The organism is Paraburkholderia sp. GAS206C (assembly GCF_050435645.1).
Lineage (GTDB): Bacteria > Pseudomonadota > Gammaproteobacteria > Burkholderiales > Burkholderiaceae > Paraburkholderia > Paraburkholderia phenazinium_B.
On the sequence record NZ_JBNDKR010000021.1, the window covers coordinates 1 to 14,580 of the forward strand.

Below are 14,580 nucleotides of genomic sequence, written 5' to 3' on the forward strand. Positions count from 1 at the left end.
CCTTCCCATCCCGAACAGGACCGTGAAACGACTCCACGCCGATGATAGTGCGGATTACCCGTGTGAAAGTAGGTAATCGTCAGGCTCCCTAGCAGCATCAGAAACCCCACCCCGAAAAGGTGGGGTTTCTGCGTTTACGCGCGCAAAACCACGCAATCGCCTAGCATTACCGCAACCGTCTTGACGCTCCTCGCATAAGGCCGCGAACCCACCAAAGGCCGGTCTAACAAAGCTCCCCGCCAGTTTCCAACGACGCAGTCTAATTTCCTCAAAATGCTGTCCAAATAAACAGCATTCTCGCACTTGGCAACTCTCGCCATCCCCTTAAAAGTGCCAATTCACGGCAGGAAATTTCCGTGTAGGATACTGTATATATATACAGGTTCCCGCACGCCATGTCAGTCTCCGCCATCAGTGCCGAAGAGATTCACCCGTCGCTCTGGCGAGCCTCACAGCTTGCGCGTGGGCGTGGCCACATGGTGGACACCGGCTACCCAGCACTTTCGACGGAGTTGCCCGGCGGTGGCTGGCCAGTTGGCGCGCTAATTGATCTGCTGGTTCAGCAGCCCGGCGTCGGGGAAATGCGGCTTTTGCAGCCTGCGCTTAGCTCGCTCGGAGAGCGGCCGATTGCGCTGGTCCAGCCGCCGCACATTCCTGACGGATTGGGACTCCGGTATATCGGGTTATCGCTCGATCGCCTGCTGCAAATCAAGCCGCCAAAGGTAACTGATGTCCTTTGGTCGGCCGAACAGATTTTGCGTGCCGGCAGCTGTGGCGCGCTGATTTTGTGGGCACAACACGCGCAGTCGTCATCGCTGCGGCGTCTGCATCTGGCTGCGCAATCATCTGAGACGCTATTCATCATGGTCCGGCCACTCACGGCGGCCCAGGATTCATCGCCGGCGTTACTGCGGCTGGCTTTACGACCGGCCGCAGAAGGCCTGATCGTCGATATCGTGAAACGACGAGGTCCAATACGCGCGGAGCCTCTGCCGATTTCTCTTCAACCCACTCCAGTTTTGTTTTCCCGTCATGCGCGTCTTTCTCGCCGTTCACTTGCCGAAGTTGTCCCTCGAAGTCTTCCGGCCGAGGTGGTCGCCTGAACCGGCGCACGGCAGTGCCGTGCTCGAGAAAGACAAGGTGGTGATCGCGGACAGGGCGGCGCGTGAAGCGGGTGTCCTGCTTGGCATGAAGCGCGGTGGAGTCCTGACGTTATCGCCGGAAACCGCAATGTACGAGCGCGACATTGCACGTGAGGCCGCTGCACAGTGGGACGTCGGTATGGCGCTGCTGAGGTTTTCGCCTGATGTCGCGTTGCTAGATGAGGCGACGGTAATCGTCGAAGTCGGCGCGAGTCTACGGCTTTTCGGCGGCCTGCTGTCGTTGTGCCGGCAGGCTAAGTCGATGCTCGACACGTTTGGTTTGACCGCACGCATCAGTGTTGCGCCGACGGGGCAGGGCGCATGGCTACTGGCGAAGTACGGACAGGGACGTGGTGGTGCGCGCAGAGTAGTGCAGCTGCCCTCACTCGAGCGCGTGCTGCACCCGTTGCCTATGCTCGCAGTGCCCGAGATTCGCCCGTTCGCCGACTGGTTCTCGGGCCTTGGCAGCGAGACGATTGGCGACGTGCGTCGCTTGCCGCGTGCAGGTTTGCAGCGTCGCTGCGGCGAACATTTGCTGGATTCGCTGGATCGTGCCTTCGGTACAGCGCCAGAGTTGTTCGACTGGCTCGAGTTGCCGCCCACATTTTCCGCGCGCATCGAATTGCCCGACCGGCTCGAACATGCGGACGGCGCAATATTCGCCGCACACAGGATGATCGTGCAGTTGTGCGGATGGTTGTGCGCGAAGCAATTGGCGGTCACTGCGATCACGCTGTCTATCGAACACGAACGAGGCAGGCAGGCGCTTGCGCCGACGCTGATCGAAATTGCGCTCGGCGAACCGACGTGGCATGAAGACCACCTGCTGCGTCTCGTGAAGGAGCGGTTGCATCGTGTGGAGCTCGCGGCGCCGGCCATTGCGTTGCGCCTCGATGCATCGAAGGTCGACGCGGCCACGCCTGATACAAACAGCCTGTTTCCCGAACCCGGGGGCTCGCCGGAGGATCATGCACGTCTGATTGAATTGCTGATCGCGCGGCTTGGCGACGAGAACGTGCTGCGTCCTGCGCCGACTGCGGATTACCGGCCGGAGGTCGCGAATCGGTGGGTGCCGGTTAGCCAGACGGCGAATAACAGCACGTTTCCCGATAGCCTGCCGCGTCCGACATGGATGCTGGCTACGCCCATGCGTCTGCTGATGCGCCAGCATCGGCCGTTTTATGGCTCGTCTCTGCGGACAATGTCGCCGGCTGAGCGTATCGAAGCCGGCTGGTTCGACGGAGAACTCGTCACGCGCGACTATTTCGTTGCGCAAGCAGAGGACCGCACCTGCTACTGGATCTATTGTGAGCGCGTCAGCAGCCGCGATGCCGAAGAAGAGCAACGCTGGTTCCTTCACGGCCTGTTCGGATGACGCCCGATGGATCCCACCTCCACTTCGCTACCGGCGTACGCCGAGTTGTTCTGCTTCTCCAACTTCACGTTCCTGCACGGCGCGTCGCATGCGGAAGAACTCGTCGAGCGCGCAAAGCAACTCGGTTACGCGGGATTGGCCATCACGGATGAATGCTCGCTCGCGGGCGTGGTTCGCGCGCACGTCGCTGCTGGGAAAGCGGAGCTACCGCTTGTTATCGGGTCGTATTTTCAGTTGCGTAATGCCGACGGTACGCCCGCGTTCGGACTCATCCTGCTTGCGCAAAACCGTGAGGGCTACGGCAACCTGTCGGAGCTGATTACACTTGCGCGGACCCGTGCGCCGAAGGGGGAATACCGGCTGACGCCGCACGATCTGTCACGGCCTGATCGTGAAAACGTTCATCTGCGTGGCATGCCTGACTGTCTCGCGATTCTGGTGCCCACATTTCCCGCCAAAGAAGAGGCATTGGAAGCTCAAATCGAATGGCTCGACGGGACTTTTCCCGGACGCGCATGGGCGGGTCTTGTGCTGCATCAACGCGCGATGGACGATATTCATCGCGGTGCAATGGAGTATGTCGCGGATCGTCAGAACGTGCCCGTCGTCGCACTCGGCAACGTCGTGATGCACGTACGCTCGCGCAAACCATTGCAAGACACGATGACGGCAATCCGTGTCGGCAAACCGGTTCATGAGTGCGGTTACGATCTCGCGCCGAATGCCGAACAGCATTTACGCTCGCGGCTGCGTATTGAAAATCTTTATCCTGAACACACTGTACGCGAAACGATCAACGTGCTCGAACGCTGCTCATTTTCGCTGAAGGATGTAGCCTACGAATACCCCGATGAACTCGTGCCCAAAGGTTTCACGCCTACGGTGTACCTTCGTCAGGAGACGTATATCGGCGCACAGTGGCGCTTTCCTTCCGGCATTCCGGCCAGCATCCAGCAACAGATTGAGGACGAACTGGCGCTCATCGCGGACCTGGAATACGAACCGTATTTTCTGACTGTCTATGACATCGTTCGTTACGCGCGCAGTCAGCACATTCTGTGTCAAGGGCGAGGGTCGGCAGCAAACTCTGTCGTATGTTTTTGCCTGGGCATCACCGAGGTGGATCCGAAGCGCAGCAACATGCTGTTTGGGCGTTTCATTTCCAAAGAGCGCGGCGAGCCGCCGGATATTGACGTCGACTTCGAGCATCAGCGGCGCGAAGAAGTCATTCAGTACATCTATGACAAGTATGGGCGTGATCGCGCGGCAATTGCGGCTGCTGTGTCCACCTACCGGCCGCGTGGTGCATTGCGTGAGACGGGCAAGGCACTGGGGATCGATCCGCAAATCGTCGATGCGGTCGCAAAGTCACACCATTGGTTCGACAACGGTCATGATCTGCTAAAGCGTTTCGAGGAATCAGGACTCGACCCAGAAAATCAGTTGATTCAGGCCTGGGCGAAACTCGCGTCACAATTGCTCAACTTTCCGCGGCATCTGTCGCAACATTCCGGCGGTTTCGTAATCAGCCGCGGCAAGCTCACGCGTCTTGTGCCAGTCGAGAACGCGGCGATGGCGGATCGTTCGGTGATTCAATGGGACAAGGACGATCTTGAATCGCTTGGATTGCTAAAGATCGATGTCCTGGCGCTCGGCATGCTGTCGGCGATCCGGCGCACGCTTGATCTCGTATCGGAGCGACGAGGTGAGTGCATCGAGATGCAAGACATACCAGAGGGTGACGAAAAGACGTACGACATGATTTGCCGCGCTGACACCATCGGCGTGTTCCAGATCGAATCGCGAGCGCAGATGAGTATGCTGCCGCGGTTGCGTCCACGCGAATATTACGACCTCGTCATCGAGGTGGCCATCGTGCGGCCTGGCCCGATTCAGGGTGGAGCGGTGCACCCTTATTTGAACAGGCGACAGAAGCCGGAACTCATCACGTATCCGAGTGAAGAACTGGAGGTTGCCTTGGGCCGCACGCTTGGCGTGCCTATCTTCCAGGAACAGGTCATGCAGGTTGCTATGATCGCGGCCGATTTCACGGCAGGCGAAGCCGATGAACTGCGCCGTGCAATGGCCGCATGGAAGCGCAAGGGCGGGTTGGAGAAGTACCAGGATCGCATCATGACCGGGATGCAAAAAAATGGCTACGATCCAGGCTTTGCCAAAGCGATCTTCGAACAGATCAAGGGCTTCGGCGAATATGGCTTTCCGGAAAGTCACGCAGCGGGTTTCGCCTTGCTTGTCTACACGAGTAGCTGGTTGAAGTGTCATGAGCCGGAGGCATTTCTCGCCGGCCTGCTCAACAGTCAACCACTGGGCTTCTACTCGCCGTCGCAACTCGTGCAGGATGCGCAACGGCATGGCGTCAAGGTGTTGCCGGTCGATGTGACCGTCAGCGGATGGGATTCGACGCTCGAAACGATCGAAGATGCAGAGCGCCCTGCGGTTCGTTTGGGGCTATCGCTGTTGCGCGGCATGAAAGACAACGCCGCAGAGCGCATTGAGAATTCTCGCGCGGTGCGGCCGTTCAGGAGCGTGCATGACCTGGCCCGCCGCGCGCAGCTCAACCGCCACGATCTGCACGTGCTGGCCGATGCGAATGCGCTGGTTGCGCTCGCAGGCAATCGTCGCGAGGCCTTGTGGCATTCGGTGGCCGCCGTGCCCGACAAGGACATGCTGGCCATCGCTGCCGTGCAGGATGAGACGCCGGAACTGGGCGCGCCATCGGAAAGCAATGAGATCGTCGCGGACTACCGCTCGGTGGGGTTGACGCTCGGCCGTCATCCGCTTCAATTGCTGCGGCCTCAATTATTGGCCAACCGGCTGATGCCGGCATCGATACTACGCAGTTATCCTAACGGACGACTGGCGCGCGCCTGCGGGATCGTTACGGTTCGGCAGCGGCCAGGTACGGCGAAAGGGGTGATCTTCGTAACAATCGAAGACGAGACGGGCAATGTCAATGTGATCGTGTGGCCAGCTCTGCTCGAGAGACAGCGCAAGGAAGTATTGGGGGCATCGCTGCTCGCGGTGTACGGCGTCTGGCAGCGTGAAGGGGAAGTGCAGCACCTCGTTGCGCATCACCTGGTAGATATGTCGCATCTGCTGGGTGGGCTGCAGTCCACCAGCAGGGATTTTTGCTGATTGCCTGTTTACCGGATTTAACTTGCGCTACCAGGCGGACTTGGGCGGCGAGCAGGGCGCGCCGTCCGAACGGGCCATGGCGGCTTATTGCAGCTCGTAATAACGAGCCGCAATGCCGACCTGCGCCGAGTACACTTCCGTCATCTTCCTTGCCACGGAAACTTCGCCAATACCTGCCTGATCGCCGTATCGAACGGCGTACGGCGGCCGATCTGCAGCGCTTCGAGCCGGCTCGAATCCAGATGGCAATTGTGCGGGCGCGGCGTCGCATTCGTCGGCGTGCGTTGCGGCGTGAGCTGAGCCTCAAGTTGCAGCGCCTCGGCCAGACGTAGCGCAATTTCGTACTTCGTCATCGGCTCATTGCCCGACCACTGCACGATGCCGCGAATGGTTTCCCCATGCGCATGCCGTTCGAGCATCTGACGGATGACGAACGCAACGTCGGGCGTAAAAGTCGGATAACGGATTGCCCATGCATCCATCACGGCTGCCTTTGGGTTCGGCGAAGAGCTCGCCGATGCGGCAATGGCCGGTACCAGACTGGTCACTGCCGATTCCGCCCAATCGACAATTGGCCCATACAGAAGAGGCAGACGCAGCACGCAACCAAGATCGGTCGTCTCAGTGAGCGCTCGCTCACCGTCGAGCTTGCTGCGGCCATAGGCATTGATCGGTGACGGTTGGGCATCGTAGAGGTAAGGCGGGTGAGCGCCGTCGAACACATAGTCCGTGGAGATCGACAGCACCCAGGCGTCGCGTTTCCTGGCCATTGCAGCCAAGGTACGCACAGCGTCGACGTTCAATGCACGGGCCAGCGCCGGGTCATGCTCGCAGACATCGGGACGGCGTTCAGCCGCCGCAATCACGATCGCATTGGGAGCCTCGCGCTCGACAAACTGCTCGACCGCCTGTGCATCACGGATATCGAGCGTGATGTGATGCGGCCCGGCGTGCCGGAAAGCCGTCGAAACGATCTGCCAGTCCGCTTGCTGCGCCAACTCGTCAGCGAGTGCGCAGCCTAGCAAGCCCGACGCGCCGATCACGGCAACCTTGAACATAGGCGCGCTCACCTTAGTGAGTATCGACGACCGTGTAGCCGGCCTCGTCGATCGCCGCCTTGAGCGCATTGACCGGTTGGGTCGATTCGACCGCCACCCGGCCCGTCTCCAGATCGACCTTGACCTGCGCCGTGGCGTCTTGCTCGCGAATCGCGTTGGTGACTGCCGCCACACAGTGCTGGCAGCTCATACCTTCTACCTGAAATTCGATCGTCATCTGCTTTGCCTCGAGAAACGTGAATGGTGTAACGGTTGAATTATGCCTGCCAGACCGCAACTGGAGGACTGACCTTCCCACGGTGGGAAGGTGTACGATCGGCAGACATCACTAGCGAATTGCACGGACCAGAGTAAGTGTTCTGCATGGAAGCGGAGTCATGCGCCAAAGCGTGAACTCTGCTCGCCAGTTGAAGCGCGAACTCTGGTCGACAAGGGAAACAGTCATGAACATCGGTGAAGCGGCCCGCGCATCGGGCGTCACGGCGAAGATGATTCGCTACTACGAAAGTGTCGGTTTGCTGGCGGCAAAGGCTCGCACCACGGCCGGCTATCGGGTTTACGGTTCGCAGGAAGTGCACTCGCTGCGCTTCATTCGCCAGGCGCGGCGTATGGGCTTCCTCGTCGAAGACATCCGCCGTCTGCTGGCTTTGTGGCAGGACCGCTCGCGCGCCAGCGCCGAAGTCAAGGCGATCGCGCTTGAACACGTGGCCGATCTCGATCGCCGCATCGCCGAACTGACGGAGATGCGCGACACGCTTTCGCACCTGGCCGATCACTGCCATGGTGACGAGCGGCCCGATTGCCCGATCATCGAGGGTCTGGCGGATCCCGCGACGGCCGTTAGCCATACTTGTCATGCCGATTGACGATGAAAGGTGCAACCTCGACGTCAACTCGTTGCAACCAGGCCACGCATTCGCACCTAATTGGTGCGTTTTGGACGTCAGATCGCATGAAATCTGCATTGAAAGGCCATTTAATCTATCAAAATCAGTCACTTGGCGCCTAATTTCGGATGCACCATTCCAAAACGGAATGCACGTCATTCGGGCATTTCACTAGCCAGGTTGCACCAGAAGGCTATAATCCGGGTTAACCCTTCATAAGGGAAATCCCTGATGTCCAATCCACCGGGGATTCATTTCTGATCCTTGGAGAACATCATGTTTGCATACCTTCTTGAAAAGCTGAGCACCTGGTTTGAGACCGCTGAACGTAGCCGCCGTGAGGCTTACCTCGCATCGTCGTCGGATATCGTCCAGCTCGAACAGCGCATCCGCTCGCTCGAAACGAACGGCTATTCGCTGTAAAGCAGTCTGAAGTCCGTTTGACCCGCGGCAGCGCAGTTCGCGCAGTCGCAGCAGTAGAGCGTAAGGCCCCGTGTAGACGGGGCTTTGTCATATCTGGAGTCTGCGTTAGCCAGAGCCGTTAGCCAGCCAGTTGATTAGCCGCTCAGCGTCCGTCTACCAGCTCACGTCCACACGTCGTTCAATATCGACTAGCTTGAACGTTGCCACCGCGGTAAGGTAAAGCGTTTTTTGCGCAATCCGGCATTCCCGCAACCAACCCGGTCCGCTCATGGCTCCTGTCCGATTGATTCGCGCCTTTCAGGGCGCCGTTGTCCCCGCGCTATTTACCGCGACGTCGCTGCTTATGCTCGGTGCGCCAGCCGCGTTTGCGGATTCGTCCAGCGGTGGGAAGCCGTTGATACTCGATACGCAAAGCGGTATCAGCGATGGCCACAGCGGCACGGTGCTGCAGACTGCACCGCTTTCGCACGAGCGCATCGTTCAGGCGAAGCCGATCGCGACGCCCACCGAGCTCAACTCGAACTCGTCCACACCGATCATCGTTGCCCCGTATGTTCAGTTGCCTGCCGGGGGAAGCACGTCATCGTCTCATTCGAAATCGCAGGTGAGGCCGGCGCAGTCATCTCAGTAGACGCCGGACCGGCCTTCGGGAGCCCGCCGATTCGGATATGTGCGGCAGGGCGAATGCGCTGCCAGGCAGCGCATCTTTCAATCGCCGCGATGCTCCAGCTTGAATTGCGCGGCCTTGTCCTGGCCTAGTGTCTGCACTAGCCACGGCATGGTTTCTTTCAGCGTTTTTGCCAGCGTGTAGGGCGGGTTCACGATGAACATGCCGCTGCCGAACAGTCCAAAACCATCCGACGGCGGATTGCTGACGGTCAGCGACACATGCAGCCAGTTGCGTTCCTGCAAGCGCTTTAGCTGATCCGGAAAGCGCTGCGATTCAAGGCGCGTCACCTGCGGATACCAGATCGCGTAAGTACCGGTCGCAAAGCGTTTGAGACCTTCCTCGACGCAATTCAGCGTGCGCGAGTAGTCTCGCTTGTCTTCGAACGAAGGATCGATCAGCACCAGCGCCCGGCGAGGCGGTGGCGGCAGCAAGGCCTTCACGCCTTCGAAGCCATCGCCTGCGTAGAGCATGGCGCGCCGGCCGGCATCGCGAAAGTTGTGCTGCAACACGTCGATTTCCGTGGTGTGCAGTTCGAACAGACGCATGCGGTCCTGTTCACGCATCAGCCGCCATGCGAGATACGGAGAGCCGGGATAAAAGCGCAGGTTGCCATCCGCGTTGAGGGCCGCCACTTCATCCACATAGTCGGCCAGCATGGGCGGCAGGTCCTTACGTCCCCACAGCTTGGCGATGCCGGTCTCGAACTCGCCGGTCTTGGTAGCGTAGCCTTCCTGCAAAGAGTAGACACCGGCGCCCGCGTGCGTATCGATGTACCAGTACGCCTTGTCCTTCTGGGCGAGATAGCGCAGCAGTTGCACGACGACGGCGTGCTTCAGGACGTCGGCATGATTGCCTGCATGGAAGGCGTGGCGGTAACTAAGCATGATGAGGTGAGACTCGAAAGAGGGCGTGCCGGTCGATTGGCGTTTCTGGCCGGACGCATTCGGGTCCGGCCGTGCGGGGGCGCCGCGTTGTGACCGGAGATGCGCGGGCAGTACGGTCGGGTATTGTACGCGAGCCGGCGCGGCGGTCCGAACGGTGGGTGGGCCGAGCCTCGAGCCAAGGGCCAGCAGTGGCCCTGCGACCGGGTGATCAAGGGCTCAAGGCACCCGTGGCCGATTCCCCTCGCGCAGCAGCCACCGCTCACATCGCCCTCCAGATCAGTCGTACGAGTCCCCAACGATCTCTTCGATCTTCAGCTTGACCTCCGGCGTGATTTTCGCCGCCACGTCCTGCGCCTTCATGTTCTCGGCGATCTGCTCGACCCGCGACGCGCCGGTGATCACCGTACTGACATGCGGGTTCTTCAGAATCCATGCAATTGCGAGTTGGCCGACTGTGCAGCCCAGTTCGTCCGCCAGGTTGCCGAGCTTGCCGACAACGCCGTTTTTGCCCGAATCCGTCACCTGCTTGCGCAGCCAGTCGTAGCCCTGCAATTGCGCCCGGCTGTCCGCCGGTACGCCGTCGCGGTACTTGCCGGTCAGGAGGCCTGATGCAAGCGGGCTCCACGTTGTAAGTCCGAGACCGATGTCCTCGTAGAGCCGCGCGTATTCCTGTTCGACGCGCTTGCGATGGAACAGGTTGTACTGTGGCTGTTCCATGACAGGTTTATGAAGATGATGCCGTTCCGCGATCTCGTAGGCCGCCCGGATCTCGTCCGCGCTCCATTCGGACGTGCCCCAGTAAAGCGCCTTGCCGCGCGCAATCATGTCGCTCATCGCCCAGACAGTTTCTTCGACCGGCGTATTTGGGTCCGGGCGGTGGCAGAACACCAGATCCACGTAGTCGAGTTGCAGCCGCTTAAGAGACGCGTCGATCGCGTTCAGCAGATACTTGCGGTTAAGCGTGTGATATTGATTCGGCGCTTCCTGCAGGCCCCAGAAAAACTTTGTCGACACTACGTAGCTGATGCGCGGCCATGCCAGTTCCTTCAACGCCTGTCCCATGATTTCTTCGGACTTGCCGGCGGCGTAGACCTCGGCGTTGTCGAAGAAGTTGACCCCGGCGTCACGGGCGGCCGCCAGCGATTCGCGCGCTGCGTGCGTGTCCACCTGGTTGCCGTAGGTCACCCAGGAACCGATGGATAGTTCACTGACTTGCAGGCCGGAACGGCCGAGTCGTCGATAGTTCATGCATTTCTCCTTGCGAGTTGATGCAACGGGCATCCAGGTCTGCCAGTGGAATCCGGCGCTGATTTCAGACGCAGATTCGGACGCGAAACGCACAGTTTAAAGAGATATGCATTTGCGCGTGAATTCCGGATGCCTTTGCCGGGCTTCATGCACAATAGCAAAATTGGCCGCAGTGCAGCATTCGTCCGAACGGCCTATGCCGTCCGGCTAGCTTCACGCCGCTTGCGTGCCGTGGTTTCATTGCTCATCAACCCAATGGAGGTTCTGGATGTCGTCACTGAATACGAATCTGAATGGCAAGGTCGCGGTTGTTACGGGCGCGGCGAGCGGAATCGGCAAGCAGATCGCGCTGACGTTGTCGGCCGCGGGTGCTGCCATCGCGATTGCCGATCTGAATCAGGATGGCGCGAACGCCGTTGCTGAAGAGATCAAACAGGCCGGCGGCAAGGCCATCGGTGTCGCCATGGACGTCACCAACGAAGAAGCCGTCAATCAGGGCATCGACAAGGTCGCCGCTGAATTCGGCTCGATCGACATCCTGATCTCGAACGCAGGCATCCAGATCGTCAATCCTATCGAGAACTATGCATTTTCGGACTGGAAGAAAATGCAGGCCATTCACGTCGATGGTGCGTTCCTCACCACCAAGGCCGCCCTTAAGCACATGTATAAAGACGATCGCGGCGGCATCGTGATCTACATGGGCTCGGTCCACTCGCATGAAGCCTCGCCGCTGAAGTCGGCGTATGTCGCGGCCAAGCATGCCTTGCTGGGTCTCGCGCGCGTGCTGGCCAAGGAAGGCGCGAAGCACAACGTGCGCTCGCATGTCGTCTGCCCGGGTTTTGTGCGCACGCCGCTGGTCGACAAACAGATTCCTGAGCAGGCCAAAGAACTGGGCATCAGCGAAGAAGATGTGATTCGCAATGTGATGCTCGGCGGCACGGTGGATGGCATCTTCACCACGGTGGAAGACGTCGCGCAAACCGTGCTGTTCCTCTCCACTTTCCCGAGCGCGGCCTTGACCGGTCAGTCCTTCATTGTGAGCCACGGCTGGTTCATGCAATAAGGAGGCCGCTATGGCGCAACGCAATGTCAAGCGGGCGCGGGCTGGCACCCTCGGCGACGGGGATGGCGAGCACGCCGGAGCAGCGGCTGGCGTTCGCGCCAGCCGGCATACCCAGTTACCCCAGTACGAAACCATCGCGCTGATGCTGCAAGGCGGCGGCGCGCTGGGCGCCTATCAGGCAGGCGTTTATCAGGGGCTCCACGAGACCGGTATTCACCCAAACTGGATCGCCGGAATCTCGATCGGCGCGCTCAATACGGCGATCATTGCCGGTAATGCGCCGGAACATCGCGTGACGCGGCTGCTCGAATTCTGGGAGACGATCTGTCAACCGGCTTTTGCGCCGCCATTGCCGCCGTTCCTCGAGCAGCTGCTATTCAATTCCGGCGACACGGTCCGCAAGGCTTTCACCGCCGCGCAGGCAACCGGCGCGATCGTTCAAGGGCAGCAGGGATTCTTTGTACCGCGCTTTCCGCCGCCCATGCCCACCGTCTCCGGGCCGCCGCAAAATGCCAGCTACTACGACACGTCGCCCATGAAGGCGACGCTCGAGAGACTGTGTGATTTCGACCGGATCAACTCCGGCGAAACGCGCGTCTCGGTGGGAGCAGTGAACGTCGGTACCGGTAATTTCGCGTACTTTGACAACACGCGGATGAAACTGCGGCCGGAGCACTTCATGGCATCCGGCTCGCTGCCTCCTGGCTTCGGCGCGATGGAAATCGACGGGGAATACTATTGGGACGGCGGCCTGATGTCGAACACGCCGCTCTACGAAGTCGTGCAGAGCACGCCGCGGCGCGACACACTCGCGTTTCAGGTGGATCTGTGGAGTGCCATCGGGCCCGTACCGGACAATATAACGGACGTGCAGGGCCGCATGAAGGACATCCAGTATTCGAGCCGCACGCGTCTCGTTACCGACATGCTGCAACGCTCGCAACGCTTCCGGCATGTGCTGCGCGAAGTGCTCGACCGCGTGGCACCGGAACATCGCGAGGACGCCTGGTGCAAGGTCGCCGATGAACTCTCCTGCTCGAAGCGCTACAACGTTGTCCATCTGATCTATCGTCAGAAGGAGTACGAAGGGCATTTCAAGGATTTTCAGTTCGGCCTCTCCACCATGCGCGAACATTGGGAAAGCGGTCTGGAAGATATCCGGGCCTCTTTGGCACAACCCGACTGGCTCGCAATGCCCGATAACGACGCTGGCTTCGTCACGCACGACATTCACCGCGACAAACGCTAGGCCAACGCTGAGGTTTCCTGGCAACAACGCTAACGCTGGCCAAATGAAAACGGCGCCCAGGTGATGGGCGCCGTTGTTCATACAACCTGACTAGAGAAAGAGCGGCGCTTAACCGCGCCGCTCTCCCTCAAAGCATTACTTCAGAACGTGAGCGATCGCGTTGGCGACAGCATCGAGGTTACGCGTATTCAGGGCAGCCACACAGATGCGGCCCGTGCTCACCGCATAGATGCCGAATTCTTCACGCAGACGGTCCACTTGCGCCGACGTCAGCCCCGAGTACGAGAACATGCCGCGTTGCGCGTTCACGAAGCTGAAGTCGCGGTCCACACCACTTGCCTTCAGACGTTCCACCAGACCGTTACGCATCGCACGGATACGGTCGCGCATCTCGGCGAGTTCCGTTTCCCACGTGGCGCGCAGTTCCGGCGAAGCGAGAACGGCTGCGACTACCGAGCCGCCGTGCGTGGGCGGGTTCGAGTAGTTCGTGCGGATCACTCGCTTCAGTTGCGAGAGCACGCGGGAAGCCTCTTCCTTGCTGGCCGTGATGATCGACAGTGCGCCGATGCGCTCGCCATACAGCGAGAACGACTTCGAGAACGACGACGACACGAACACATTCAGTTCAGCCAGCGCGAACAGACGCACAGCCGACGCGTCCGATTCGATGTTGTCGCCGAAGCCTTGATAGGCGATGTCGAGGAACGGCACCAGGCCGCGCGCCTTGACGACTTCGACGATCTGTTGCCATTGGGCCGCGCTCAGGTCGACGCCGGTCGGGTTGTGGCAGCAGGCGTGCAGCACGACGACCGTGCCTGCCTCATAGCCGTTCAGCGCGCTCAGCATGCCTTCGAAGTTCACGCCGTTGGTCTTCGCGTCGAAGTACGGATACGACACGACTTCGAAGCCGGCGCTTTCGAACAGCGCACGGTGATTTTCCCAGCTCGGATCGCTGATCGCGACCTTGGCGGCCGGGTTCAGGCGCTTCAGGAAGTCGGCGCCGATCTTCAATGCGCCCGTGCCGCCCAATGCCTGCGCGGTGACCACGCGGCCCGCGGCGATCAACGGCGAGTCGTTGCCGAGCAGCAACTTCTGGACGGCCGCGTCGTAAGCCGCAATGCCTTCGATCGGCAGGTAGCCGCGCGGCAGCGCCGCTTCGACACGCGCCTTTTCCGCGTCGCGCACGGCGCGCAGCAGCGGAATCTTGCCTTCTTCATTGAAGTACACGCCCACACCCAGGTTGACCTTGGTGGTACGCGTATCGGCGTTGAAAGCTTCGTTCAGGCCCAGGATCGGGTCGCGGGGAGCAAGTTCGACGGCGGAGAACAGAGACATGATGGTTCGGCAGTAGTAAAAAAGAGGGGCGGCAGCGAAGAGCGCAGCATGCCATTGTAGCGAATCCTGACGGGTTTTTTGACCCAT

At 60.1% G+C, this 14,580-nt stretch carries 13 protein-coding genes and 1 rRNA gene; 9 read left to right on the forward strand and 5 right to left on the reverse strand.

Annotated elements, in window-relative coordinates; genetic code table 11:
- The 4 genes from rrf to P3T20_RS36845 form a co-directional block, all read left to right on the forward strand.
- Positions 1-85, forward strand: a 5S ribosomal RNA gene (rrf, locus tag P3T20_RS36830); the annotation flags it as partial.
- Positions 86-395: 310 nt separating this feature from the next.
- Positions 396-1,103, forward strand: coding sequence for a translesion DNA synthesis-associated protein ImuA (gene imuA / locus P3T20_RS36835; protein WP_074265279.1), 708 nt, complete (start codon positions 396-398; stop codon positions 1,101-1,103).
- Complete coding sequence (locus P3T20_RS36840; RefSeq protein ID WP_254368865.1) at positions 1,033-2,517, forward strand: Y-family DNA polymerase; 1,485 nt, start codon at positions 1,033-1,035, stop codon at positions 2,515-2,517. Before imuA ends, P3T20_RS36840 begins: the two co-directional genes overlap by 71 nt.
- Positions 2,518-2,523: 6 nt before the next feature.
- Positions 2,524-5,673, forward strand: coding sequence for an error-prone DNA polymerase (locus tag P3T20_RS36845; RefSeq protein WP_074265278.1), 3,150 nt, complete (start codon positions 2,524-2,526; stop codon positions 5,671-5,673).
- A gap of 140 nt (positions 5,674-5,813) precedes the next feature.
- Here P3T20_RS36845 and P3T20_RS36850 read toward each other — a convergent pair whose 3' ends face one another.
- Both P3T20_RS36850 and P3T20_RS36855 read right to left on the reverse strand, forming a co-directional pair.
- Positions 5,814-6,731, reverse strand: a complete 918-nt coding sequence (locus P3T20_RS36850) for a dTDP-4-dehydrorhamnose reductase family protein (protein WP_074265277.1) — start codon at positions 6,729-6,731, stop codon at positions 5,814-5,816.
- A 13-nt stretch (positions 6,732-6,744) separates the two neighbouring features.
- Entirely contained in the window at positions 6,745-6,948 is a 204-nt protein-coding gene (locus P3T20_RS36855) for a heavy-metal-associated domain-containing protein (protein ID WP_074265276.1), read from the reverse strand.
- Positions 6,949-7,174: 226 nt separating this feature from the next.
- On the opposite strand from P3T20_RS36855, the gene cueR reads away from it, so the two are divergent.
- The 3 genes from cueR to P3T20_RS36870 all read left to right on the forward strand — a co-directional run bounded on the left by cueR (position 7,175) and on the right by P3T20_RS36870 (position 8,672).
- The gene (gene cueR, locus P3T20_RS36860) at positions 7,175-7,597 is read left to right on the forward strand and encodes a Cu(I)-responsive transcriptional regulator (RefSeq protein WP_074266142.1); all 423 of its coding nucleotides are present in this window, start codon (positions 7,175-7,177) and stop codon (positions 7,595-7,597) included.
- Between the two features lie 297 nt (positions 7,598-7,894).
- Positions 7,895-8,041 carry a DUF3563 family protein gene (locus P3T20_RS36865; protein ID WP_074265275.1) on the forward strand — a complete coding sequence of 49 codons (147 nt, stop codon included), beginning with the start codon at positions 7,895-7,897 and terminating at the stop codon, positions 8,039-8,041.
- A gap of 268 nt (positions 8,042-8,309) precedes the next feature.
- Positions 8,310-8,672 (forward strand): hypothetical protein, encoded by a 363-nt coding sequence (locus P3T20_RS36870; RefSeq protein ID WP_074265274.1) that lies wholly within the window; start codon positions 8,310-8,312, stop codon positions 8,670-8,672.
- Between the two features lie 77 nt (positions 8,673-8,749).
- On the opposite strand, the gene P3T20_RS36875 is transcribed toward P3T20_RS36870, so the two are convergent.
- Complete coding sequence (locus P3T20_RS36875; protein WP_074265273.1) at positions 8,750-9,595, reverse strand: 23S rRNA (adenine(2030)-N(6))-methyltransferase RlmJ; 846 nt, start codon at positions 9,593-9,595, stop codon at positions 8,750-8,752.
- Between the two features lie 276 nt (positions 9,596-9,871).
- Complete coding sequence (locus tag P3T20_RS36880; RefSeq protein WP_074265272.1) at positions 9,872-10,843, reverse strand: potassium channel beta subunit family protein; 972 nt, start codon at positions 10,841-10,843, stop codon at positions 9,872-9,874.
- Between the two features lie 268 nt (positions 10,844-11,111).
- Between P3T20_RS36880 and P3T20_RS36885 the strand changes: the two genes are divergently transcribed.
- On the forward strand, positions 11,112-11,909 hold the full coding sequence (locus P3T20_RS36885; RefSeq protein WP_074265271.1) for a 3-hydroxybutyrate dehydrogenase: 798 nt from the start codon (positions 11,112-11,114) through the stop codon (positions 11,907-11,909).
- A 10-nt stretch (positions 11,910-11,919) separates the two neighbouring features.
- Positions 11,920-13,158, forward strand: coding sequence for a DUF3734 domain-containing protein (locus tag P3T20_RS36890; RefSeq protein WP_074265270.1), 1,239 nt, complete (start codon positions 11,920-11,922; stop codon positions 13,156-13,158).
- Positions 13,159-13,293: 135 nt separating this feature from the next.
- Here P3T20_RS36890 and P3T20_RS36895 read toward each other — a convergent pair whose 3' ends face one another.
- Positions 13,294-14,493, reverse strand: coding sequence for an amino acid aminotransferase (locus P3T20_RS36895; protein ID WP_074265269.1), 1,200 nt, complete (start codon positions 14,491-14,493; stop codon positions 13,294-13,296).
- Between the last annotated feature and the right edge of the window lie 87 nt (positions 14,494-14,580).